This is a genomic window from Haliea sp. E1-2-M8 (genome assembly GCF_030649675.1).
In the GTDB taxonomy this organism is placed as follows: Bacteria; Pseudomonadota; Gammaproteobacteria; order Pseudomonadales; family Halieaceae; genus Haliea.
Map to the genome: position 1 here is coordinate 224,996 of NZ_JAUTDR010000004.1, position 22,552 is coordinate 247,547.

General features: G+C 57.4%; 19 protein-coding genes and 1 pseudogene. 3 read left to right on the plus strand and 17 right to left on the minus strand.

What is annotated here, in order from left to right:
- Window positions 1-5: 5 nt before the first annotated feature.
- Genes Q6D67_RS05205 through rsmA form a run of 4 tightly spaced genes read right to left on the minus strand, consistent with a single transcriptional unit; the run spans window position 6 to window position 3,283 of the window.
- Window positions 6-1,235: a multifunctional CCA addition/repair protein gene (locus tag Q6D67_RS05205; RefSeq protein ID WP_304704522.1), complete on the minus strand. Its 1,230-nt coding sequence runs from the start codon at window positions 1,233-1,235 to the stop codon at window positions 6-8.
- On the minus strand, window positions 1,232-2,068 hold the full coding sequence (locus tag Q6D67_RS05210; RefSeq protein WP_304704523.1) for a symmetrical bis(5'-nucleosyl)-tetraphosphatase: 837 nt from the start codon (window positions 2,066-2,068) through the stop codon (window positions 1,232-1,234). The genes Q6D67_RS05205 and Q6D67_RS05210 overlap by 4 nt, the downstream gene beginning before the upstream one ends.
- Before the next feature lie 10 nt (window positions 2,069-2,078).
- Window positions 2,079-2,477, minus strand: coding sequence for a Co2+/Mg2+ efflux protein ApaG (apaG, locus tag Q6D67_RS05215; RefSeq protein WP_304704524.1), 399 nt, complete (start codon window positions 2,475-2,477; stop codon window positions 2,079-2,081).
- A gap of 5 nt (window positions 2,478-2,482) precedes the next feature.
- Window positions 2,483-3,283: a 16S rRNA (adenine(1518)-N(6)/adenine(1519)-N(6))-dimethyltransferase RsmA gene (gene rsmA / locus Q6D67_RS05220; protein ID WP_370551923.1), complete on the minus strand. Its 801-nt coding sequence runs from the start codon at window positions 3,281-3,283 to the stop codon at window positions 2,483-2,485.
- 102 nt (window positions 3,284-3,385) lie between these two features.
- Here rsmA and Q6D67_RS05225 point away from each other — a divergent pair, with 102 nt between their 5' ends.
- Window positions 3,386-4,162: an ABC transporter permease gene (locus Q6D67_RS05225; protein WP_304704526.1), complete on the plus strand. Its 777-nt coding sequence runs from the start codon at window positions 3,386-3,388 to the stop codon at window positions 4,160-4,162.
- Window positions 4,159-4,950 carry an ABC transporter ATP-binding protein gene (locus Q6D67_RS05230; protein ID WP_304704527.1) on the plus strand — a complete coding sequence of 264 codons (792 nt, stop codon included), beginning with the start codon at window positions 4,159-4,161 and terminating at the stop codon, window positions 4,948-4,950. The genes Q6D67_RS05225 and Q6D67_RS05230 overlap by 4 nt, the downstream gene beginning before the upstream one ends.
- Here the strand turns inward: Q6D67_RS05230 and Q6D67_RS05235 are convergent.
- Window positions 4,947-6,134, minus strand: coding sequence for a glycosyltransferase family 1 protein (locus tag Q6D67_RS05235; RefSeq protein ID WP_304704528.1), 1,188 nt, complete (start codon window positions 6,132-6,134; stop codon window positions 4,947-4,949). The genes Q6D67_RS05230 and Q6D67_RS05235 overlap by 4 nt on opposite strands.
- Before the next feature lie 184 nt (window positions 6,135-6,318).
- Here Q6D67_RS05235 and Q6D67_RS05240 point away from each other — a divergent pair, with 184 nt between their 5' ends.
- Window positions 6,319-7,686, plus strand: coding sequence for a glycosyltransferase (locus tag Q6D67_RS05240; protein WP_304704529.1), 1,368 nt, complete (start codon window positions 6,319-6,321; stop codon window positions 7,684-7,686).
- A 41-nt stretch (window positions 7,687-7,727) separates the two neighbouring features.
- Here the strand turns inward: Q6D67_RS05240 and Q6D67_RS05245 are convergent, their stop codons facing one another.
- From Q6D67_RS05245 to Q6D67_RS05295, 12 genes and pseudogenes are all read right to left on the minus strand, one after another.
- A complete protein-coding gene (locus tag Q6D67_RS05245) occupies window positions 7,728-8,831 on the minus strand; it encodes a glycosyltransferase (protein ID WP_304704530.1) in 1,104 nt (367 codons plus the stop codon).
- A 178-nt stretch (window positions 8,832-9,009) separates the two neighbouring features.
- Window positions 9,010-10,098 carry a hypothetical protein gene (locus tag Q6D67_RS05250; protein ID WP_304704531.1) on the minus strand — a complete coding sequence of 363 codons (1,089 nt, stop codon included), beginning with the start codon at window positions 10,096-10,098 and terminating at the stop codon, window positions 9,010-9,012.
- A 1,145-nt stretch (window positions 10,099-11,243) separates the two neighbouring features.
- Window positions 11,244-12,602 (minus strand): class I SAM-dependent methyltransferase, encoded by a 1,359-nt coding sequence (locus tag Q6D67_RS05255; RefSeq protein WP_304704532.1) that lies wholly within the window; start codon window positions 12,600-12,602, stop codon window positions 11,244-11,246.
- A 117-nt stretch (window positions 12,603-12,719) separates the two neighbouring features.
- Complete coding sequence (locus tag Q6D67_RS05260) at window positions 12,720-14,435, minus strand: glycosyltransferase family 4 protein (protein WP_304704533.1); 1,716 nt, start codon at window positions 14,433-14,435, stop codon at window positions 12,720-12,722.
- Window positions 14,432-15,550, minus strand: a complete 1,119-nt coding sequence (locus tag Q6D67_RS05265) for a DegT/DnrJ/EryC1/StrS aminotransferase family protein (protein WP_304704534.1) — start codon at window positions 15,548-15,550, stop codon at window positions 14,432-14,434. The genes Q6D67_RS05260 and Q6D67_RS05265 overlap by 4 nt, the downstream gene beginning before the upstream one ends.
- Before the next feature lie 45 nt (window positions 15,551-15,595).
- Window positions 15,596-16,027 (minus strand): acyltransferase, encoded by a 432-nt coding sequence (locus Q6D67_RS05270; RefSeq protein WP_370551924.1) that lies wholly within the window; start codon window positions 16,025-16,027, stop codon window positions 15,596-15,598.
- Window positions 16,028-16,042: 15 nt separating this feature from the next.
- Window positions 16,043-16,177 (minus strand): annotated as a pseudogene (locus tag Q6D67_RS21735) (N-acetyltransferase); the annotation flags it as partial.
- Window positions 16,178-16,182: 5 nt separating this feature from the next.
- Window positions 16,183-17,136 carry a Gfo/Idh/MocA family protein gene (locus Q6D67_RS05275; protein ID WP_304704536.1) on the minus strand — a complete coding sequence of 318 codons (954 nt, stop codon included), beginning with the start codon at window positions 17,134-17,136 and terminating at the stop codon, window positions 16,183-16,185.
- Between the two features lie 70 nt (window positions 17,137-17,206).
- Window positions 17,207-19,768: a hypothetical protein gene (locus tag Q6D67_RS05280; RefSeq protein ID WP_304704537.1), complete on the minus strand. Its 2,562-nt coding sequence runs from the start codon at window positions 19,766-19,768 to the stop codon at window positions 17,207-17,209.
- Entirely contained in the window at window positions 19,765-20,127 is a 363-nt protein-coding gene (locus tag Q6D67_RS05285) for a DUF2304 domain-containing protein (protein WP_304704538.1), read from the minus strand. The genes Q6D67_RS05280 and Q6D67_RS05285 overlap by 4 nt, the downstream gene beginning before the upstream one ends.
- Window positions 20,124-20,867 carry a glycosyltransferase family 2 protein gene (locus tag Q6D67_RS05290; RefSeq protein ID WP_304704539.1) on the minus strand — a complete coding sequence of 248 codons (744 nt, stop codon included), beginning with the start codon at window positions 20,865-20,867 and terminating at the stop codon, window positions 20,124-20,126. The genes Q6D67_RS05285 and Q6D67_RS05290 overlap by 4 nt, the downstream gene beginning before the upstream one ends.
- 3 nt (window positions 20,868-20,870) lie before the next feature.
- The gene (locus tag Q6D67_RS05295) at window positions 20,871-22,067 is read right to left on the minus strand and encodes a glycosyltransferase (RefSeq protein WP_304704540.1); all 1,197 of its coding nucleotides are present in this window, start codon (window positions 22,065-22,067) and stop codon (window positions 20,871-20,873) included.
- Window positions 22,068-22,552: the final 485 nt, after the last annotated feature.

Here is a 22,552-nt window from a genome sequence, read left to right on the forward strand (position 1 = left end):
TACACTCAACTGCCGTGCTCGGCGCGGAGACGGTCCAGCAGTCGAACCTGCTCTGCCGCAATCGCGTCGCCCAGGGCCTTGCCGCTTATTCCCTGTGCCACAAACGGCGCCGCAGTTACAGATTGCGCCAGCCTCAGGGCCCGCTGCAGATACTCCGCCTGGGGGTAGGGCCGCTCCTCCATCCCGCTGCGCCCGCGGGCGTCAGCTTCGCAGGCCTGGACAAAGGCCTGCAGCCGTTCCGGCTGGCGCAGGGCCCCGGTGGCGCGGAGCAATTTCAGCAGAGTCTTGCCGCGCAGTTCCCGGGCGCGGTGTACCAGCAGGTGGAACTCACAGACCTGCAGCGCCAGGTCCCGGTGCTGGTTGGGCGCACGCAAGCGCTCACACACCCGGCGCACCAGGGCCAGCCCGCGCTGCTCGTGGGCGATGTGGCGTGGCCACTCCGTCTCCGGGGTCAGGCCCTTGCCGAGGTCGTGCAGTAGAGCGGCAAAGCGAACGTCGGTTGCCGGGCTCAGGCGGGCGGCCTGCTGCAGCACCAGCAGGGTGTGCAGGCCGGTGTCGATCTCCGGATGGTGTTCAGCGCTCTGCGGCACCCCGAACAGGGACTCCACCTCCGGCAGCAACGCCTGCAGGGCCCCGCAGGCGCGGAGCACGGCGATGAATTCCTCTGGATTGCGCTCGCCCAGGGCGCGTTCCAGTTCCACCCAGACCCTTTCCGGGGGCAGGTGGGCCAGCTCTCCCTGGGCGACGATCTCCGCCATCAGGGCAATGGTGTCCGCCGCCACGGTAAAGCCCAGGTGGGCGTAGCGTGCGGCGAAACGGGCCGTGCGCAGGACTCGCAGCGGGTCCTCCACAAAGGCCGCGGAAACGTGCCGTAGCACTTTTTGGGCCAGATCCCGCTGGCCGCCATGGGGATCGATAATCGTGCCGTCCGCGTCCTGCGCCATGGCATTGACGGTGAGGTCCCGGCGCAGCAGGTCTTCCTCCAGGGTGACCGCGGGATCACAGTGGACGGCAAAGCCGGTGTAGCCGTGGCCCTGCTTGCGTTCGGTGCGGGCGAGGGCGTACTCGTCCCTGGTCTCCGGATGCAGGAAGACCGGGAAGTCCTTGCCCACCTGCTGGTAGCCCTGTTGCAGCATCTGCTCAGGCGTGGCACCGACCACCACCCAGTCTCTTTCCGAGACCGGGTAGCGGAGCAGAGCATCGCGGACCGCGCCGCCGACCAGGTAGGTTTTCATTCTCGCGCGCGCCCGCCCTTGCAGCGGCAGGAGGTCAGCTCGCCAGTGTCCAGATTGAACAGGGTCATGGCGCCGCCCCAGACGCAGCCGGTGTCGAGGGCGATGCTGTTGGGGCTGTCAGTGTGGCCTTCAATCGAGGCCCAGTGCCCGAAGATGATTCTCTCGTTGGCGGACTTGCGCTCTTTATGGCTGAACCAGGGCGACACCTTCTTGCTGTCACCCTCCGGCTGGGGATTGGGGCTGGGGCCTTTGCTGACCAGGTCCAGTACTCCCTTTTTGGTGCAGTAACGCATCCTCGTCAGGTAGTTGGTGATGACCCGCAGCCGGACCATGCCGGTGAGATCATCGGACCAGACCGCGGGCTCGTTGCCGTACATTGTGCGCAGAAATTCCACACAGTCCGGGCTCTGCAGAACCTCCTCCACTTCCCAGGCGTAGCGCATGGCATCCTCGACGCTCCATTGCGGCGGGATACCGGCGTGTACCATGGTGTAGCCGTGCTCATAGTGCAGCAGCGGGCGGTGGGTCAGCCAGTTCAGGAGCTTGTCGCGGTCGGGTGCCGCCAGGATCTTGCCCAGGGTATCCGAGGGCGAAGGGGTCCTGACCCCGGCGGCAACGGCCAGCAGATGCAGGTCATGGTTGCCCAGTACCATCACCAGATTGTCTCGCATGTCATAAAGAAAGCGCAGGGTTTTCAGGCACTTGGGGCCCCGATTCACAATGTCGCCGACAGACCAGAGGACATCCCGGTCAGGGTTGAAGTCGACTCGCTTGAGCAGGCATTTCAGGGGCTGCAGACAACCCTGGATATCTCCTACAGCATAGGTCGCCATAGCCGCGGCCTCAGTTCAGCGCCGTTGGAGTGTGCAGGGTAAAGGCGCGGATTGGCACCTCGAAGGCGGGCAGCGCGCCCGGGTCGGTATCCTCGCCGTCCAGTACGATCATCGTGTAGCTGCCCTGCATGAAGCCGACCGGCGTCGGCAGCGTTGCGCCGCTGGTGTAGCGGAAAAAACTGCCGGGCTGGATAACCGGCTGTTCGCCCACCACGCCCTCGCCGCGCACCTCCTGTACCTCGCCATCGGCGTCGGTGATGACCCAGTACCGGGACAGCAACTGCACCGGAACGTCACCCTCATTGCTGATGGTGATGGTGTAGGCAAACGCATATTGATTGTCCTCAGGGCGCGAGTGGCGGGCGAGATAGGTGGCAAAGACGTCGATGCTGACTGTTTGGCTATTCATGTGTTTCAGTTGTTGCCCAGATAATTGGCCATGTGGATAAAGTCTTCGAGCTGCAAGGTCTCAGCCCGGCAGCCGGGGTCTACCCCCAAGCCTGCCAGCGCGGTGTCGTCGAGTATACCCTTCAAATTGTTGCGCAGGGTCTTCCGGCGCTGGGCGAAAGCGGCCTGGACGATGGTCCTCAGCCCGCGCACATCGCAGTCGGGCCAGGGAGAGCGTTGGTAGGGGGTCAGGCGGACAATCGCCGACTGGACCTTGGGGGGCGGAAAGAACGCTTCCGGCGGCACATCGAACAGGTGCTCCACCGCGCAATGGTACTGCGCCATGATCCCCAGGCGCCCCCAGTGCTTGTTGCCCGGGCTGGCTGCGAGCCGGTTGACCACCTCCAGTTGCAGCATGAAATGCATGTCCTGGACCAGGGGCGCGAACTCGAGCAGCCGGAACAGCAGCGGCGTGGAGATATTGTAGGGCAGGTTGCCGACCACCCGCAGGGGCACGCCGTCTAGGGCCAGGGCCGCGAAATCGAAACTGAGCGCATCCGCACTGTGCAGCTTGAACCCCGGGTAGATGCTGAAGGCGGCCAGCAGGCTGGTGATGAGGTCCCGGTCCAGTTCCACCACATCCAGGCGGATCTCCCGGCTGATCATCGCCGCCGTCAGCGCCCCCTGGCCCGGCCCGATTTCCACCAGGTGTTCCCCCGGCTGGGGGTGGATGGCGTTGGCGATAGCGGCAATCACACCATCGTCCCGGAGAAAGTTCTGGCCAAAGCGCTTGCGTGGGGTGTGGGTTTTGGAAGTCATGCGCGGCAGTTTACTTGGCCCCGCGCCCGGGCGCAGCTGTTGTAGCCGAAAATTCCCGGCACTGATAAACTCCCCCGCTGGTTTCTACGGGCAGCACTCCCGCGCGGGTTTATGAATCTTACCCAGTATTTTTCCCTGATCGACACCATGGCGCGCATGTCGCTGAAGGCGGATGCGTCGCGCTACTTCTTCGGCTACATCTGGTGGGTGCTGGAGCCGCTGCTGTATGTGCTGGTGTTCTACGTGGTGTTCGAGCTTATCCTGCAGAACCGGAAGGAGGACTTTCTGGTCTTTCTGATGGTGGGTAAACTCACCTTTATCTGGTTTTCCAAGTCGGTAAACCAGGCTGCCCGGAGTATCGTCAACAGCGGTGGCCTGATCAGCAAGGCCAACATCAGCAAGAGCCTGTTTCCCATGGCCATGGTTCAGGAGGGCCTGTACAAACAGCTGAGCGTATTCCTGCTGTTGTTTGTGGTGCTGTTGTTCAACGGTTACCCCATTACCACGGCCTGGTTCTGGCTGATCCCCCTGATCCTGGTCAACTACATTGTCATTGTCGCTTCCTGCCTGGTCTGCGCCTTCCTGGTGTGTCTGGTGTTCGACTTCATCGTCATGGTGTCGCTGGGCACCATCTTCCTGCTGTTCGTGTCCGGGATATTCTGGGACCCGCGCGACCTGCCGGACCCGGCGGCCACGGATCTCATTCTCCTGCTGAACCCGCTGGCCTTCGTGATTGATGCCTATCGGCAGATACTCATGGTGGGGGTGGCGCCGGATGCGTGGCACCTGCTTGGCATCGGTGCCGGCTTCGGGCTGCTCGCTTTGGGCATGGTGCTGCTGCTGCGGCGCGCCAGCCGCTTCCTCGCCCTCAAGGTGCTGACCGCATGACTGCCGACGACATCCAGGCTGTGGCACCCCAGGCGGAAGACGGCAGACGGGTCATGCTGGAACTGCGCAACGTCAGCCACAGCTTCCACGCGCGCAAGGAAAGCTTTGAACACGGCGTGCACCAGGTGCTGGACGGCGTGTCGCTCAAGCTGCTGGAGGGTGAGACCCTCGGCATCATAGGTCGCAACGGTGCCGGCAAGACGACCATGCTCCGCATTATGGCCGGTATTTTCGCGCCCACCTCGGGCAAGATCCTGCGCCAGCCCGGCGCCAGTGTCTCCCTCCTGAGCCTGGGCCTGGGTTTTCAGCCCCAGCTTTCGGGCAGGGACAATGCGCTCCTCTCCGCCATGCTGCAGGGTTTCAGCAAGCGCGAGGCGGAGTCCCGTCTGGAGGAAATCCGGGAGTTCTCCGAACTGGGGCAGTCCTTTGATGAGCCGGTGAAAACCTACTCTTCGGGCATGAACGCCCGGCTCGGTTTTACCACCGCCCTGCTGAACAAGGTTGATATCCTGCTGATCGACGAAGTGCTGAGCGTGGGCGATGCCGAGTTCCGCCAGAAGGCCGAGGAGGCCATGCGCGACCGCCTCTCCGGCGGCCGCACCGCGGTGTTCGTCTCCCACGCGGAGGGTCAGGTTAAGAAGCTGTGCAGCCGGGTGGTCTGGATAGAGGAGGGTGCTGTCAGGGCTGAGGGGGATCCGGAGAGGGTGCTTAAGCAGTATCGGCCGCCGGGGCCGGCCTCAGAAGCAATTAGTCGCAGAGGTAACGCATCGAATGACCGGCCGCGCTAGCGGTTGAGCAGCTCCTGGTAGGCTTCTATGGTACTGGCGACACAGTTCTGCCAGGAGTAGTGGCCAGCGCGTTGGAGCCCCATTTCTACGCGCTTGGACATTGTAGCCTCCTCGTCATGCAAGGATTCTATGGCATGGGTGATCGACGAAGTATCTGTAGGGTCTACTAGCCAGGCTGCCTCTCCAACCAGTTCCTCCATTGGTGTCCCCCGGGAGGTCAGCACTGCAGTGCCCGACTGTAAGGCTTCCAGAACTGGCAAGCCAAAACCTTCATACAGTGAGGGGAAGAGCAAGGCTCGGGCGCCAGCCACTAAAGTGGGAACGTTTTCCTGGTCAACGTAGCCCAGCCTGATAAGGTTTCCGTTGTCCGGGATTCTTGCGATTCGATGCAGCAAGTCTTCACATTGCCATCCAGCCTCGCCTGCGAGCACAAGTGGCAGAGCCTGTGACCCCCGCGCCCGCCGGTATTCTATCCATGCGTCCAGCAGACGTTGCAGGTTCTTGCGCGGTTCGAGCGTAGCCAAGGCGAGAAAATAACGCTTGTATTCCAATTTCGGGAATGGACAGGCAGTGTCGAAGCGGCGGGCATCTATTGGAGCAAACTCCGACGCCGCACCAAGTGGCGTGACCCGTACCCGTTCGGCGGGAATGTGTAGGTGTTCCACGAGTTGCCGTTTAACTAAGTCGCTTATAGTGAGTATGGCGCAGGTGTCACAGGCCAGGCGCCTGAGATGATGATTTACCAGCGCAGACCGTCCAGCAGGATGCCACTCCGGATGAAGCCAGGTAGACAGGTCGTGCACTGTCACGATCACCCGGCCCGGGAATGCGCTGGGTAGCAGGAAGTTGGGTGAGTGGAACAGGTCGGTGCGTTTGCTCCCCCGCAGTCCCCAAGCGTACATGGCCGGGGCGATTGTTCTGTAGGCCCGAACCAGTAGGTCACTGCGAGATGCTCGCCCGTGCATTCTAGCCAGTAGTGGGAAATTTGGCCGGTCGGCTTGGGGATCGGACTGTCCGTTTGCCATCTCCAACGCTTGCGAAGCAGAGATCAGCCTGCCGTGCAGATACACAGAAACCTGATCTATAGCTGGGGCCTGTCTCAGACCTTCCAGAACGTGGCGCGTATACTGACCAATTCCCGTCAAGTTTCCGAGCAGGGGTTCACCGCCGAGGATAATTTTCACGCGTCGCTGCTCCCGGGGTCTTTGCCTCTCAGAGGGGATTGCCTTACACTTTTAGCCGGATCTGATTGACCTCCACCCATTCAGGCAGTGTAAACCAGAAAAACTGATCGCGGACTCTGACATAAAATTTTCTGCCTCAATTAGTCGGGTTAGCGCCGGGGTTTGACAGGACGATAATTCAGCAATGCGCGTATTGATCATTTCCTGGAACTACCCGCCCCTTGCCTCGGTAGCCTCGGAGCGTATATGGTGCTTTGCGCGTTATCTCGGCGAAGCTGGATACGGAGTGGATGTGTTGACCGGCGAGTCTGCCGTCCCCTACAAAGAAACACTGCCTGGCGTCACGGTGCACCGCGTGGTCTCCCCGGTGCAGCAGGCAATCGAAAGCAGGCTCGGGTTCCTGCGCGCGCCCACTGGGTTTCAGGAACCCCACTCACATCATGCTGTAGAAGGCCGCAATACAGCTGCGGGAAAAAAACAGAGTGATTTACTGTGGAAAACGGCGCGCGCGCTGAACCGCTTCCGCATTCGGCGCGGCTTGGGCTATCTCGGGCGAATGCCCGACATGACCGACCTATGGTGTCGCCCCGCCAGGCGTTGGATCAACGCGCAGCCAGGCTGGGATATCGTCATCAGCTCTTACGCACCGTATTCGTGCTTGCGCCTTGGTCGCTACGCCCAGCGCACGGGTAAATGCCTGCTGTGGGCGGCGGACTTTCGCGATCTGTGGACGCGGCACCATCTGTACAAAGGGCTGTTTCCTTTTACCCTCATCGAGCGTACCATGGAGAAAAACCTGCTGCGCCACGCCGATCTCGTCAGCACCGTGTCGGACGGTCTAGCCGACGTCCTGCGGCGCGATCATGACCTTCCCAACATTCACGTCGTCTGCAATGGCTTCCGACCGCTGGAGGAGATTGCACCACTGCCTTCCCCACTGCCGCAGACCGGGCGCAAAATCTTGTTGTACACCGGCACCCTGTATCCAGAACACCAAGATGTGGAAGCCCTTTTCGTCGCGTTGGCACAGCTGCGCAAGCAGCATCCCGTACAGGCAGGGCAAGTGCTGTTGGCATTTGCGGGTGGCAATGTCGATGTGCTCTTACCGCTGATTGAGAGCCACGGTTGTGAGGATCAGGTCACACTGCTCGGCCTGCTTTCACCCGATGCCGCCCGCACGGCGCAGCAGCATGCACAGGCGCTGCTCTATATAGGCGCGCGCCCCGGTGCCTGCAGTTATGGTGGCATCGTTCCCTGCAAATTGTTTGAATACGCCGCCAGTGGTCCGCCGGTGCTGTTTCTGGGGCAAAGCGACGCCAGTGACGCGCAGTTTCTGTCGCAGACCGGAGCTGGTAAGATAGTGGATAATACGCCCGCTGAGATCTGCCGGGCTCTGAAGAGCCTGGCCGACGGTTTACCACAGCGCGGTGGGCCGCGCGATGAAAGCTTTATCGCCGGCTTCAGCCGCCGCACCCAGACGCAGTACCTGATTTTGGTACTGCGGGCCGCTATGCTTAAATTTGCCGAACCGGCTGGGAAGTGCAAGATATAAGACACCATGTCCGCAGTGCCGGAGTCGGATGAGTCCGGTGATCAGTCATCGCGCACCAGCGCCTCCAGTTTCCCGCGCAAGGCCAGCATTGATAATTCACGCGCCTGCGCGTGGCTTTGTTGTTTATAGTAGGTTAAGGCTGCTACATCCATTGCCTGAATGGCGGCCGCGATCGCCTCAGCGGAAAAATCTTCCGTGACAACGCCAACATTATACTCCAGCACCCGCTCACTCACCTCCTTTAGGGGCGTCACCACCACTGCGAGGCGTGCCTGAATGAACTCGAAGAACTTGTTCGGCAGAGCATTCTGTAGATTCACTGTCGCCGGTGGCGACACGAATAGGCCAATGTCTGAGGAATTCAGAGTAGGGATAATTTCGTCCGGTGCCACCGGCGGCAGAATGCGAACGCGCTGCGCCCGCCCGGCCTTCCGACAGAGACCCTCAAAGCTGCGCTGATCCGCAGGCACCAAATACATATCTAGCGAGTACTCCTGTGGCAGAAGCTGTACCGCCTCAATCATCACATCGAGTGAGCGATTGGCGTTAGACACGCCGTGGTGCACCAGACGAATGCCCCGTCTATTCACGGGCGTGGGGTGAATATCGTGGAACGCCGGATAGCCTGGAACAACATCGAAGCGGACCTTGTATTGCTGCTCATACAGGTTGGCGACGCCCGCCGAGACCGTGATGCCCTTGTGAATTTTCTGCAGAAAATTTGCAAAAATCCAGTGGTATAGCCGAGCGAAGCTGAGGCGCCAGACGATTTTGTTTTCAAACTGGCGAGGATAATATTCACGCGCATCCAGAATCATCCTGGCCGAGCTGCACCGCATGATGAGATCGGGAAGAAGCAAGGCATCGTGGCAGAAGACCAGGTCATAGTCGTCGGCCACGGATGAACAAAAATTCTTCCTTTGCAGATACCGCTCGAAAGAACCCGTCAGTAGCAGAACAAAGGCATATAGCTTCTCCACAGGGCCCGTGCGCCATTTCGAGATTGCAAGGTTTTTGACACTGTCGCTGTCGTAAACTCCACCGGACAACAACGTAACCGAGTGCGATCCGGACAGCAGATCTGCAAACCGGCGCGCGCGCGGACAATGTTCCGGTTTTAACAAGCATGCAAGTAATATTCGCATTTATTAACTCAGCAGCCTAAAGGCCATCCCGAGGCATATTGCATCGCAACATTCCGAAGACACGCCCCACCTATGATGCTCTCCACTAATGAAGTTCCTAATTACAGCCGAAGGAGATCTATTACTATTACACTGGACTAAGAGAGCCAGCCTGAAAACGATCACAAATCACGATCAATTATCTTCCTCGATTTGCTGTAGTACTAGGTTTAGTCACCTCAGTCAGATACGTCGTTATCTGATGATGGAAACAACTTATGCTGGTAACAAGTTGGATAACGCCCTGACATGACCTCAAGAAGTACAGAGTTAATATCACGTAAGAAAAGTAAGCAGACCAGTTGTAATCTCGAAGACCATCCTTACCAAAGAGCGTCAAGGAAGAGATCAATGCGAGGATAATCAATCCCATCCCAAGTCCGCCTATCAAGGCGGACTCGTTGAGGACTTTTAGTCTATTTGCGTAACTTTCTGCATCTTTCTTAATTTCCTCCTTTTCGAGCTCTTGCGCTATTTCCTTATCATCTATCTGGTTCAGTATCGCTAGGCTCATAATTTCCCGTTTAACGCTTCTGGCTGGGCTTGCACTAACTTGAAACTCGTAACCAAAGCGCGCACCTCTATGATTTACCAGATACTGAGCCAAAAAGGAGAACATAAGAATCAGAAGAACTACGAACGTGAGTATTGAATTTAGATAGAGCATCAGGCAGCCAGAAAATATTGCTGGCAAGAGATGCTGCGGAATGGCTAGTACCATGCGCAACACCCTCCCCATGATCCTTGGATAACCCAGTGCGATAAGCGACAAACCTGAGTAATCAGCTCTCTCCTTAGGGTTCTTGGTACTAGCGAAGCGACGTTTCAAGGCAAGAATAGCTTTCGCGGTAGTATGTTTCTCATAAGCCGTAGATAAGCTGAGTGCTTTTGCACCAGAACAATAAATTAACATGGCGGACATCACAAAAGAGAAAAATATGGCTAAGGACGAAACGAATAATGAAACCTGAAACCTAAAAGGCTCTGGAATGTGCAAGCCAGCAACCTTTGCAGGGACAGAAATAGTGGCCTCGCCATTTACCAAAGCCATTAAAAGTAGAATGGCAGCCATTTGAAAAAAAATACCCAGTAATGCGTACACAATTACCGCGAGAGAGTTTACCGTTGAGACGTTGAAGGCATCGACTAAAATAGATCTAAAGATATTCGAATAAGAACTAATCCCTCGAAACACACTCTGCGGTAGGAGATAACGTTTTATCATCACTTTACCTTTTTCCTTACATATATTTCTTAGTTGTTGAGGTTCGTGGGCAATTGAACCTTGGCCGAACCAATGACCGTAAAAATTCGCTACTGAGCTAGTAGTTGTGGGCCATGTTCCTGTAGCCTAGTTGGTAAAGTCATGGTAGGCGACGAAGGGATCCAAGTCGACCTCTACGACCTGTTCTATCGCTGTCTGCAAGAGGTATCGAATCCAGTAGGTTACTTTATCTTGCAAAGCCAGATGAAAGAACGGCATTGTTGTGCCGCTGCTCACCATGTCAGCCTCCGTGTCTGATGGCAGTGAGAGATGTCTTTTAGTACAAGCATAATCCGCATATCAGATTGACTTATCCGCAGAATATTTTCGACTCTACCTGGCAAATTCTGGAGCGTGTGCCAGTGAGCGATGGCCTTGGCTTTAGTTTCGTCCCTATTCCTGGTAGGCGGCCCGCCACGTACAACGGCCTTGAGGCCAAGGTTCATGTGTTCATCCGAATTCAGTTTTGATGAGTAGGGCGGCAAATTGAGCGCCTCGATTTTCCCTTGTGTGCGGCAGCTGTCGAGAATCAGTACGACTTTCCGTTTGGCGTCCTTGATCAGGCGCTCTGCTCGTACCGCATTCGGGACAGGCCAGGCCTTCGCTGGAGTGCTGAATACGAACCGTGATACCGCTTCCGGGCAGGTCGACTTTTCCGTCAAAGTCTTCCCGCGGTGTCTGGATGCCGAGAATCCGTCGGTAGAGCACCCGCTCGCGCAATGGCTGAACTCAACTCGGAGCCAGCTTTTAGGTTATCCGAGCCGGTCAGCCCACACAAAACCGGGAAGAGCGTCTTGAACAGCCGCCGCCAGGGAATCTGGGAATCCATAAGCTCCAGGAACTTCCCGCGTCGGGTCTTGGGCTTTTTGCAGTCGCATTCCAGGTCGACAAAGCTAAGCCGCTTCACATAATTTGTACAAGGAGCAACAATCAAATTATGGTTCGAAAGGACATTAATTCACAAATTCCCTAATGCTATTTAGCAAGTCCCCCGTCCAGGCGGCGTTTCAAAATCAGTTTCTCGGGCTCGTTCCAGGGGTTCATCACTGCCCGGACGTGACGCGGTGCGCTCTCCTCGCGGCAGGGCTGCATTAGGAGGTCTTCGGTCATCACTCAACTCTCTCACCATAGAACAGGAACATCTGATGTTCAGTGCCGGGCATCGAGAATGCCTCGACCGTCAGCGATTTAAACAACGCTCCATAGCGCATCTCCACCTGATCGGTATCGGTGAAATAGCGAAGATGGCTGAAGGAATAGAAACTCGGAACCGAACAGACGCAGAATACACCGGAAGTAAATCGGCCGACAAGCTCAAGATCATGTGCAACATGTTCAAGTACTTCGGTGCAGATGATCGCATCGGTCCGGTGTCGATTGAACACATCTGTTTTGCGTGCGTCGTCGCGATCGAAAGTGGCATTGGCTATACCTTTGGCGTTAGCTTTTTCGATGGCGATCTTGCTGAAGTCAAAACCGTAATAATTAATGTCAGTCTCTCGGCATAGTATCTCTGCGAACTGACCTGGGCCGCAGCCTACATCCAAAACTGTTTTTGCTTTCCGGATCAGGATCAGCGCACGGACGCGTTCCCAGATGGGGTAGTAGATTGAGAGTTCCGCATCCAGCGCGTATTTCTCGGATGAAGAATAGATGGCGTCATAATAAGCTGCAGAGACATCGCGCTCGGTCCAGTTATCCCCTTCTCCCCATGTTTCAAGCTCTTGCAAAATAGCTTTCCAGTCCGCGTTTGATGGCTGCAGTTCTAATGCAACTCGCAAACTCTTCATGGCTTCGCCCGTCTCTCCTATCTGAATGAGTTGCCGCGCAAGGGCGACATGCCAAGCGGCTTGCTCTGGACGCAACGTCACAGCGTGGCGGCGATGGAAAACAGCCCTCTGCGGATCGTCGTGACGTTCGGCGAGACTGGCGAGCCCAACGTGCGCGCTGGGAGTTGTCGGATCGAGTGCTAGTGCAGCCCGGAACGCTTCCTCGGCCGCCGCAAGATCACACGCTGCCATGCTGGCCCGTCCGCATGCGACATGCAAAGCTGCGTTATCTGGTGTAAGTGCGAGCGCCGCCCGAAAAGCCGCTTGCGCAGCAGCCGGTGAGTCTAGCTTCATCAGGCTCTGACCAAGACCGGAATGCCAGCTTGCAACGTTTGATTCAAGTCGAATAGCCTCAGAAAAGGCATCGCGCGCTTGTTTAAATTCCTCGGCACGCAGTGCTGACTGGCCTAGGCCAGCATAAAACTTCGCCTCTGTCGGGTCGAGGGACAACGCCGTCTCGTAGGCCGCAGCGGCTTCACTTGCAGAGTCCAAGCGCATCAGACAGGCCCCGAGTGCCGCGTGCCAAGTCGCCCGGCCAGGTTCAAGAACAAGGGCCGCCCGATAGGAGGCAGTGGCGGCTTGGTAGTCTCCATTCCTGAAATGTTGTGTTGCCTCGTTGAACAACTCTTTGCCCGTCATTCCTTGTGCTCCCGTTTTGCAAAGTATAGCCAGATAAGAGGCTGGAGGATTCTGTTTCCTGCGCCGAAAAGTGAGGTGGTTGTTGACAGAATGCGCAATAACTTCGGTTTTGATTCTTTACTCGACCGCGTGCCCCGCGATCTCATCGTAGATACCGGTTAGTACATTTCGCTCTTGCTCGAAACAGTATCTCTTACGCAGCCATTCTGTGCTCTGCTCACTTTTATATTCAGCACGTCGCGCATACGTTGTTGCCACCGCTTCAGCCAGCGCTTCCGGATCGTCACTGTCAAAGACGCAGCCAAGCTCATTACCAAGAATAAACTCGCGCATATCGGGAAGATTCGAGGCAACAATTGGTAGGCCAGCGAATGCAGCCTCAAAAAGCTTGTTAGGAAGACAGTAGTAGTAGCTCAGGCACGCGTTCTGGATGGGGATGATGGCTAGGTCAGCAGTTGAAATAAGATCAATCAGTTCTTCCGGTGGCACTTTGGGGTAGCTATGAAATTGCTCCCTGACACCCAATGTCTGTGCCAGTGTCAGAAGTTTGTCTTGCACTGACTGATTCCATGGTCCCACCGTAACAAGGTGGAATTGGGGCAACTCCTGTAAAGCCTTAAGCACCAGTTCTAGCCCGCGATTGATTGTCACCGAACCGGTATACACCATTAATGGCGTGTCATCGTCCAGACCAAAGCAGGTGCGCAAATTTGTCCCTGAAGGCGTCAATGTGCCAAGTAGTGGTGTATTCCGAAGCAAATGCACCTTTTCAAGACCATAGCTTCTGCGTATCTCATCTGCACATCCGGAAGACACTGAGATTACTGCGTCGGCCTGACGAATATACCGCTTTTCGTAGTGGATGCGGGTGGCGTTCGATGCCTTACACCAATCATTATTTCTATGCGCCTCCAATTCATGCGAGTCATAAACAAGTTTCGCTTTTATGGCTTTGGCAGCCATGGCGCAGGCCTGCAGGCTCCAGAGTTCATGTGCGTGATAAACATCCGCCCGCAGGTCCAGCAGGGGCCTATACCACGAGGCAAGGTGGCGCCCTTGTAAATAGCGTACTCCAATAGGCGAAATCTGTGGTCTAAGCTTGTTGATCCTCTGATGGATAACAACTCGCAGCTTCAGATGTAACTTAGCAAAAAAAGGCAACCCTGCTATCGTCTTGCGATTGAATGACCGCATTCTTCGCAGCGCTGTCTTTAGACCGCGCTCTCCGTTATTCGCAACACTGCGCACACGTATCGTATCGCTTCGCGTTTTCGCGACAACTGAATTGAAAAGCAGGGCTAAACTGCTGGCTACGATCCGGTAGGACGACTGCTTGCCGGTGAGAATACTGCGTATTGATTTGATTACAGTACTGACGGCAACAGAAAGGAAGCGAATCGCCAGATAAGGTATCGCTGCGAAGTAGAATATAAAAAATCCTGCAACTGCAGCGCTTACCAACAGCACTACGGCCACAGACAACAGAGTCTTGAACACCAGCGCGGTGGCAGTGCGGCATAGTCGAATGAGGATCGCAAGGAGCAAGCCAAGCAAGCTTCGTCCCTGCTCCGGCCCTTCAACAAATTTTCGCGGCGGCTTCTCCAGGTAACGTACGATTTCGGGGAAGAAGCCTATCAGAAGGCTGGCCAGCCCCACACGGAGACGCACCCGATGATAGGTAACGCCATTAATCACTTCCTGCGATGCATACCCTGGCCGCAGTACACCGAGCACATGACAGTCATAGCCGTCGGCGACCAGCGCCTCGGCCGATTTCACCACACGATAGTCCGATGTGGCGGGATTGTTGACTACCATCACTACCCGGGTCATGGGAAGCGGCCCAGCAAAGCCTCGATTACATTGTCCTGTTCATGATTAGTCATGTAGGCGTGGATGGGCAAGCTAAGCACCTGCTCGCTCAATCTGTCGGAGACAGGGCAATGTGCCTTATGGGCATACGCTTGCAGTGCGGGCTGGCGATGCAGTGCTCTGTGGTAATATATCTGTGTCGGAACGCCGACATTCCTGAGTCTATTCTGCAGCGCCGACCGCTGTCCAGACTCCACGCGTAGCGTATATTGCGCAATTGCACTGACATACCCGTCCGGTATCCGTGGTAGGGCAAACGCGCCCTGCAGACTTTCGTTATATCGCTCCAGAAACTCTTGCTTGCGCTCGCGTTCTTCATCCAGCACCGGCAACTTTTCAAGCAGTATGGCCGCCTGCAGGGTATCCAAGCGGCTGTTTAGCCCAATCCTGACATTGTCATATTTATCCGTACCTTTACCGTGTACGCGCAGGGATTTGAGCGCGGTGGCCAGCTCATCAGAATTGGTGAATACGGCGCCACCATCTCCATAACAGCCGAGCGGCTTGGCGGGGAAGAAGCTGGTGGTGGAAATATCGCCGAAGCTTCCGGCCTTGCGTGTGCCTATGGCGCCGCCGAAGGACTGCGCGGCGTCCTCGATTAGGTGGAGATTGTGCTTTTTACAGATCGCTTCCAGGCGCGGGTAGTCGGCGGGCAGACCGAACAGGTCAACGGCGATGACGGCTTTCAGTTTACCCTGACGCGTCGCATCGTGCACGGTTATGGCTTGTTCCAGCGCAGCGGGATCAAGATTGAAACTATCCTCCTGCACATCTACAAATATGGGGCGCGCGCCAACGAGGGGGATCACTTCGGCGGTGGCGAAAAAAGAAAAGGCCGTGGTGAGGACGGCATCCCCGGGGCCGACTTCGAGCGCCATCAGCGCAAGCTGCAGGGCGTCGGTGCCGTTGGCGACACCGATTGCGTGGCGTACGCCGCAGTATTCGGCCAGTTGCTGCTCCAGCTCGCGAACTTCCGGGCCCAGGATGAACTGCCCGTGCGCGAGTACCGTCTTTATGCGGGCATCGATGCGGGCCTGCAGACGCTGGTACTGGCTTTTAAGATCGATAAACTCCAAGCGGATAGCTCCTGCTGTTATCTGTCGTGTTGCGTGCAGGCCTATTCAAGCATCAGCCAGGCTACAGACACCGTTTACCAGGCGGTAAACCTCCCCGGTATGGATGCAGCGCGCTTCGCCGGCGCCATTGAGCGGCAGATCGAGCTGTTCGCCAAAGCGGCTCATCCAGCCAACCTTTCGTGCAGGCACACCGACTACCAGCGCGAAGTCCGGCACATCGCGGTTAACCACGGCCCCGGCTGCGACAAAGGCGAAACGGCCCACGGTGGCTCCGCAGATAATTGTGCAGTTGGCGCCCAGAGTGGCGCCCTGCTTTACCAGTGTGTCGCGGTACTCGTCCTTGCGCGAAACTGCCGACCGTGGATTGTAGACATTGGTGAATACCATAGAGGGGCCGCAGAACACGTCATCTTCCAGCGTCACGTTGTCGTAGACCGAGACATTGTTCTGTATCTTGACGTTGTTGCCGATTAACACGCGGTTTCCAACAAAGACGTTCTGTCCCAGGCTGCAGCCTTGGCCGACCCTCGCCCCGCCACACACATGGACCCAGTGCCAGACCCGGCTGCCGGCGCCTATGGTGGCGCCTTCATCTACGATCGCGCTTGCATGCACCTGATAGTCCATCGCGCTCAGTCTGCCGCCAGGTTCTTGATGAATGGATGGTAGTCGCCAGTCAGCCCCAGCGGTGTGGCATTGCGGATATTGGCCACGGTCTCGATGGCAACGCGGTTATCTTCCAGCCCGAAGCCTTTGCCGGCCAGTATTTGCTCGTAACTCTGGATGTGCAGGTCAGTAAAGCCGCCGGAAAACTCGATCTCCTCGGTATTGGCGGTGATGCTACGGTAGGTGCGTTGACCTTTTTCCGCCACAGCGGCCGGTAGGTTGTTGGCATCGATGGAGAGGAACCAGCGCACGCGCGCGTTCTCGTACTCCAGGTAGCCAGCGGCTGTGGTATCGGAAGTGTAATGCACCACGTTCTGCTGCAGCGCTCCGAAAATGAAATGCAGCATATCGTAGAAATGTACGCCGATATTGGTGGCGATGCCGCCGGACTTTTTCGCATCGCCCTTCCAGGAGGCGAGATACCAGGCGCCACGGGAGGTGATGTAGGTGAGGTCCACATCGTATTTTCCCTCTCGCTTTCCTTCGGTGACCTTTTTCTTCAGCGCCAGGATTGAAGGGTGCAGGCGCAGTTGCAGGATGGTGTTGACCTTGCGGCCGGTGTCCTGCTCGATCTCCTGCAGCCCATCGATATTCCAGGGGTTCAACACCAGTGGTTTCTCGCAGATAGCGTCGCAATCGGAGCGCAGCGCAAAGCGTGTGTGGGAGTCGTGCAGGTAGTTTGGCGAGCAGATGGCGATGTAGTCCACCGGATTGTTGCGACGGCGCAGTTTGTCGATATGGCGGTCGAAACGCTCGAACTCAGAGAAGAACTGGGCATCCGGAAAATAGCTGTCGATGACGCCTACCGAGTCGCTTTTGTCCATGGCGGCGACCAGTACGTTACCGGTATCGGCGATAGCGCGCATGTGCCGCGGCGCTATATAGCCTGCGGCACCGATCAAAGCAAAATTTTTGTTCACTGCCTGTCCTTGTGGTGTGTTGTTAGAGCCTTCTCGCGTCTGTTACGCAGGTGACAATCCTCGACATTCCCTAACCGTCAGGGTGCTCGTCATTATGCGACGGCGCCACATACAATGCACCCATTGGAAGCCTGATTGTTGGGTAAATCCAGCCACTCCGACCCTTGATTTTTTTCGGCAAGTCTCGTTCCCTCTGTGTCCTGGGGTAGAGCACTACTGCCGCATCGGCATATTCCGTTTTCCATGAGCCGAGCTCATCATCGTGTACATGCCCAGCATGAGGCAACATGGCATACTTGGCTCTGCGCATTTCAAATCGCATTCCCTCCGATGCCATTCCTATTGCAACTCTTACCGGTGCTTCTCCGAGGTGTTGTACAATCACCTGAGCCATTCTGACCACTGATTCATCCTCGCCCATGTCCAGCGCATCTGGCAGCTCTGCGTGGCGATAGTGGTCCCGGGTAGCCAGCGCTTGGCCCCAACTATTGTGTAGCCAGCGTGCATCGACCACTAACCAGGCGAACAGGGCGAAAGCGGCAAAAGTGGTCACTCGCTGGCCTCGTTTTCTGTTGATCATGGCCAGGATGAGCACGCTGACCAGTAGCCAGCAGCCCACAAGAATAGGGAGCGGTATTAGCGGCTCATCCGCACCACCGAGAAGCCCGTTTGCAGACCTCTGCGACCAGCGTTCGCTCTGAAGCCACTGATGGGTAGCGAGGCTCCACAGCTTTGCCGGCGTGGCCGACTGCAGGGTCAGCTGCGACAATCCAGCTTTGCGACCATTATCTTCACGAAACACGAACCCTACTTCGGATATCATACCCATCCAATCGGGCTCATTCCGCAAATCAACTTTGGTGTCACTAGCAGAGAGTGCTACCGCCAACAGGTTTTGTGGATCCTGCGTGCGGCGCCAAAAAAATGTGCGCAGTTTCCGGTTTTCGGGGTTGGCGTGCACGCTCAGGAGGTGATAGTGCTGCGCGTTCAGCTGCGTTCGTCCGGTGGTGAGAATTGCGGCGCCGCTTTGGTATTTGGTTATCTGCGCTTCCCCTTCCACCAGGCTGGCGCTGCCCATTACTGCCCTCAGCTCTTGGCCATTGAAATTTCGTACTTTTGGTTCAATGCTCTCAGCCTCGGTGTGAGTCCATAGATGGACTCCCGCGCCCACAAATACCGTGGCCAGTACTGCAGCAAGGGCTGGCCGTCTCAGGCTTTCCACGTTACTGCGACCATCGTCAACGGGGAGCAGCCTGGTCACTGTAACTACCATCCAAAAGACGATGACCGGCGCAACATGAAGCAAAAGCCGATTGGCAGCGGTGCCGTCGGTCGCCCACGCACCCGCCGCGGTGAGACCGAATATTACTGCCTGACTAGCTATCAGTAGAAAGAACAGCCAGCCTATTGGCGCGCGTAACGACCTGAGGTGGCTGCTCGTGAAGATCGCGACGATGATTGCCGGCGTAAAATACCAAAGGAGGTTCCAACTCCCTAACGTGTACAGATGTTTGAGGTAGGCCGGGGTTACATTGTTTGGTGCCAACGGCCAGGTACCCAGTGGGCCCAACAGAAGCGTGCCGCTGTCGACGCCGAACTGGCCTGCGCCAGGAATGGTTATCAGGGTAACGCCCGCCAGCGCCATGATCGTTGCTACGAATGAGCAAGCTGCCACGATTATCAGGCTTGCCCGCAGGTGCTGCACCAGACAGTAGAGCGCAATGCCGCAGGCCAGCCATACCACTGCGTCGTGTTTGGTCAGCAGCCCCAACGCCATGAAGCCAAAACCAAGCGCCAGTTGGCCTGGGTGCGGATTAAGCAGCGCTCTCAGAATTGCGATTAGTCCAAGTCCACTAAACCCCGCGAGCCAGATATCCGCGTAGCCCGCCAGGCTCAAGTGTGTCCCTACCAGCGGCAGGGATATCAGCATAAAGCAGGCCGCGGCGCTGATTCTCGGGTTCGCTCCCGCCGCTCTGGCCTGGCCCCAGAGCGCCAGGCACAGTGCCAGACCACAGAAAAACGTCGGCCAGTTCACCCGCGTCTCGGACCAATCGCCGAAGGCGGTCGCAGCCCAGTAGGACTGCGCCGAGACCAGCCCCGGGTAGTGGTTGCCCTGCATATTGTAGGTATTGCTGCCGCTGCCTCGAATCCATTCTTCGGGGGAGTCAAGCGCAACCGGTCCGCCCGAGTAGAACCAGACCTTTGCCTGGTACATCCAGGTTTGCCAGGCATCCCAGGGGAAGACGGGGCGGTAAAAAAGTTCCACCGCGATAAGCGCGAAATGGCAGCCAATCAGTGCCAGCAGGGCTACGACCAACCAGTCTGCGCGTAGGTGTTGTGTGTTGTTGTCATCGCTGTGCGCATAAGGACGGGGTTTGGCAAGAACTCGGCTTGGAAGGAGCCCTGCTCCACTAAGTGCCAGCAAGGTGAGCGCGACGGGCCAGAAACCGGCGGCACCGGTCGTCGCCTGCCAGGCAAGCAAAACCAAATACAGGATGGCCGCGCCCAGGAAGAAGCCGTAGCCGAGTAGCGCGCTGGTTCTCAGGTCAAGGTGTTTTCTGATTGAAAATAAGAAAATTGAGCCCGTGAACCAGGGTAGCAGCATACCCATAAGCAACGCGAAGTGGCTCATGATGCGGGCGGTTTCGCCTCTTTCTGCTGTCCCTCCAGTAGATCGGTTTCCAGCATGCCGACACGTTGTACCAGACGCTGGTACCGGGTTTCGAGCCGGGAACGCTCAATGTCCATGAGCAGGATCTTGATCACCAGCAAAGCGATACTGATGGTCAGGGCCAGGGCGGGGGGATAGGCCACCCCAAGTCGCCCGGCCACGGAGTCCAGGAACTCGGGGAATAGCCCCGCCCCCGCGAAAGCAATTGCTACCAGAATCCATTCCAGTCCGTGCTTCGCGTGCAGGTGGTCACGCCGCATTAGCAGGATTATTGTCCCGGCGACACAAAGGCCTATCACAGCCGTCAGCCACGCAATCATTGGCTTGCCTCTCCACTATTCGGGTCGCTGCCATTACTGGTACGCATGGGGCGTTTTGTAAACCCCAGCAGCAATGTATGTAGCATGTAATGAACCACCATCAGCCAGGAATAGAAAACACGCGATGCCCCTGCTTGCCGTTCGCGCATGGTAACCGATACGTCCTGTATTCTGAGTCCCCGGGACTCCAGCAGTAGCAGGACCCCGATGTCCTGGTAGTCCAGCAATGTGGCCTGCCACTGTGACAGCGTGACCAACGCAGCACGGTTGTAGGCCCGAAAGCCTGAAGTCACGTCTTCCAGGCGCAGCCCCGATGTCGATTTCATCAGCACCCACGCGATCCGCCGCATAGTCGAGCCACGCTCCGTGCAGGTGCCAATGGCGACGTCGGTCCGGCCATCAAGGATGGGGGCCAGCAATGCGGTGAGCCAGCGCGGCTCGTGCTGACCGTCGGCATCCATGGTCAGCACCATATCGAAACCGTGACGCAGTGCATAGCGCATGCCCGTTTGTGTGGCGCCCCATGCACCGAGTTGGTCGGGTAGGGGGATGACTGTCGCCCCGGCGGCTTTGGCGATGTCTCTGGTGGCATCAGTGCTGGCATCATCGATCACGATGACGGGGTAGGCGACGCACTCCCGGATCGCTGCCACCACCTGCCCGACTACCGCTTCCTCATTGAACGCGGGAATCAGGATGGCGATACGGGGTGAGGTATCCGCTGTTGCAGCTGTCTCCATGGGTCAGGAAGGGACTGATTGACGATAGATCTGCAGTATACCTTTTGCCGAGCGCTCAATCTGGAATTTCTCAACAAATCGCATCTTTCCCGCGGCGCCCAGGCGGTGCACCAGGCTTCTGTCTGCCGCGAGCCTGGACAGTGTGGCAGCCAAAGCTCCCACATCATTTGGTGGCACGATCAGGCCGGTTTCCCCGTGTTTGACCACCCAGGCCATACCGGTGCCCGGTACGGCCGTGGCAACACAGGCCTTGCCCTGCGCCATGGCCTCCAGCAGCACCATCCCGAATGCCTCGGTGCGCTCAATGGAAGGCAGGCACATTACATCTGCATTGGCCAGGAGTGCCTGCATATTGGGGTCCGGCAGCGCCCCGTGGAGTGTGACGCGGTGGCTGATCCCCATGGTCGTGGCAAGGTGCTCAAGCGCCGCCCGTTCGCTGCCTTCACCGATGAGATCCAGGGTGGTATCGGGGCAATCCGCCAGCGCCTGCAAGAGCACGGAAAAGCCCTTGTAGTAGGTGAGTCTGCCGATTGCGATAAACCTGAGGGAACTTGGCGTTATGGCGTTAGATTCGCGGGATGCGTTCTGGGCCTGGGCTCCCAGGCCCAGTGGTACTACCACCGCCTTGTCCCGAAATTGCTGCAACGCCGGGCTGGACTCCAGATAGGGTGGTGAGGTGGCGACTATGACATCCGCGCGCCGTAGCAGCCGGCGTTCCAGGGGGCGATAGAAAAAACGGTAAATCAGGCGCAGCGCGGCACTATGGTCTGTAAGGGGAACATCGGCGTGCCAGTGTATGACCCACGGCAACTTGCGGGCCGAGGGCAACAGCAGCGCCCAAAACGCAGAGAGGTTGGGCATGTGGATGTGCAGCAGGTCGGGCTGCTCGTCCTTGACCATTTTGGCGAGTTGGAGCGGAAAGGCTGGGCTCAGGGGTGCAAACAATACTGTTGCCCACACCGCGGCCCGGACGATCCGTGGCCGCTCCTCCCCGGCAATGTTGGTATCTTCCGTGCTACGCAGACTGCGTTCAGATCGGTGCACAAGGGCGGTGCACCTGACGCCCAGCTCCCCCAACGCGACCAGCAGATCACGGAGGTAGGTTTCCATGCCACCGTGATGGGGTGGATAGTACTTGCCCAGATGCAGAGCGCGAAGCGTCCTGTCCAACTGAGGCTCGCTGGTTACTCCTGCCTGCATCGGCTTTCCACCAAGTCGGTTGCCAGGCCCAGCGCCGTCCCATGGTTCTCACTGATCTTTTCCAGCACGGTGCTGATCACCTCGACTTCCTCCCGCCCTTCCCTGCGTGGGGGTTGAGCCCGAGCACTGCGATGCAGGGCTTGACGATGCTGGCGATCACCCGTATGCAGGAGGAAGTTGTGGCCCAAGCACTTGCGCAGGGTATGGCATTTCATAGTCATGCGCGGCAGTGTACTTTGCCGCGCGCCCGGGCGCAGCGGTTGGGGCCGAAAATTCCCGGCGCTGCTAAATGCCCGAGTACGGGGTGGGCAAGCTGGTAGAGGCCGGCAAAACAATCGCCGCGCAGGGTGGACGAATTTGATGTAACGCAGTTCTTGGGGTGGCAGTGCGGTTTGGCTAATATACTGGTTATACATGGGTCTTCCCTAATTCAGGTGGGTGGGCAATAGGCGTAAGCCTCCCAAATGAAACAGGATCGCTGTCTT

Excerpts from the sequence above, each read along its gene's own strand:
- Q6D67_RS05205 (WP_304704522.1), bottom strand. The coding sequence starts at position 1,235 with ATGAAAACCTACCTGGTCGGCGGCGCGGTCCGCGATGCTCTGCTCCGC.
- Q6D67_RS05210 (WP_304704523.1), bottom strand. The coding sequence starts at position 2,068 with ATGGCGACCTATGCTGTAGGAGATATCCAGGGTTGTCTGCAGCCCCTG.
- apaG (WP_304704524.1), bottom strand. The coding sequence starts at position 2,477 with ATGAATAGCCAAACAGTCAGCATCGACGTCTTTGCCACCTATCTCGCC.
- Q6D67_RS05225 (WP_304704526.1), top strand. The coding sequence starts at position 3,386 with ATGAATCTTACCCAGTATTTTTCCCTGATCGACACCATGGCGCGCATG.
- Q6D67_RS05230 (WP_304704527.1), top strand. The coding sequence starts at position 4,159 with ATGACTGCCGACGACATCCAGGCTGTGGCACCCCAGGCGGAAGACGGC.
- Q6D67_RS05240 (WP_304704529.1), top strand. The coding sequence starts at position 6,319 with ATGCGCGTATTGATCATTTCCTGGAACTACCCGCCCCTTGCCTCGGTA.
- Q6D67_RS05245 (WP_304704530.1), bottom strand. The coding sequence starts at position 8,831 with ATGCGAATATTACTTGCATGCTTGTTAAAACCGGAACATTGTCCGCGC.
- Q6D67_RS05255 (WP_304704532.1), bottom strand. The coding sequence starts at position 12,602 with ATGACGGGCAAAGAGTTGTTCAACGAGGCAACACAACATTTCAGGAAT.
- Q6D67_RS05260 (WP_304704533.1), bottom strand. The coding sequence starts at position 14,435 with ATGACCCGGGTAGTGATGGTAGTCAACAATCCCGCCACATCGGACTAT.
- Q6D67_RS05280 (WP_304704537.1), bottom strand. The coding sequence starts at position 19,768 with ATGAGCCACTTCGCGTTGCTTATGGGTATGCTGCTACCCTGGTTCACG.
- Q6D67_RS05285 (WP_304704538.1), bottom strand. The coding sequence starts at position 20,127 with ATGATTGCGTGGCTGACGGCTGTGATAGGCCTTTGTGTCGCCGGGACA.
- Q6D67_RS05290 (WP_304704539.1), bottom strand. The coding sequence starts at position 20,867 with ATGGAGACAGCTGCAACAGCGGATACCTCACCCCGTATCGCCATCCTG.
- Q6D67_RS05295 (WP_304704540.1), bottom strand. The coding sequence starts at position 22,067 with ATGCAGGCAGGAGTAACCAGCGAGCCTCAGTTGGACAGGACGCTTCGC.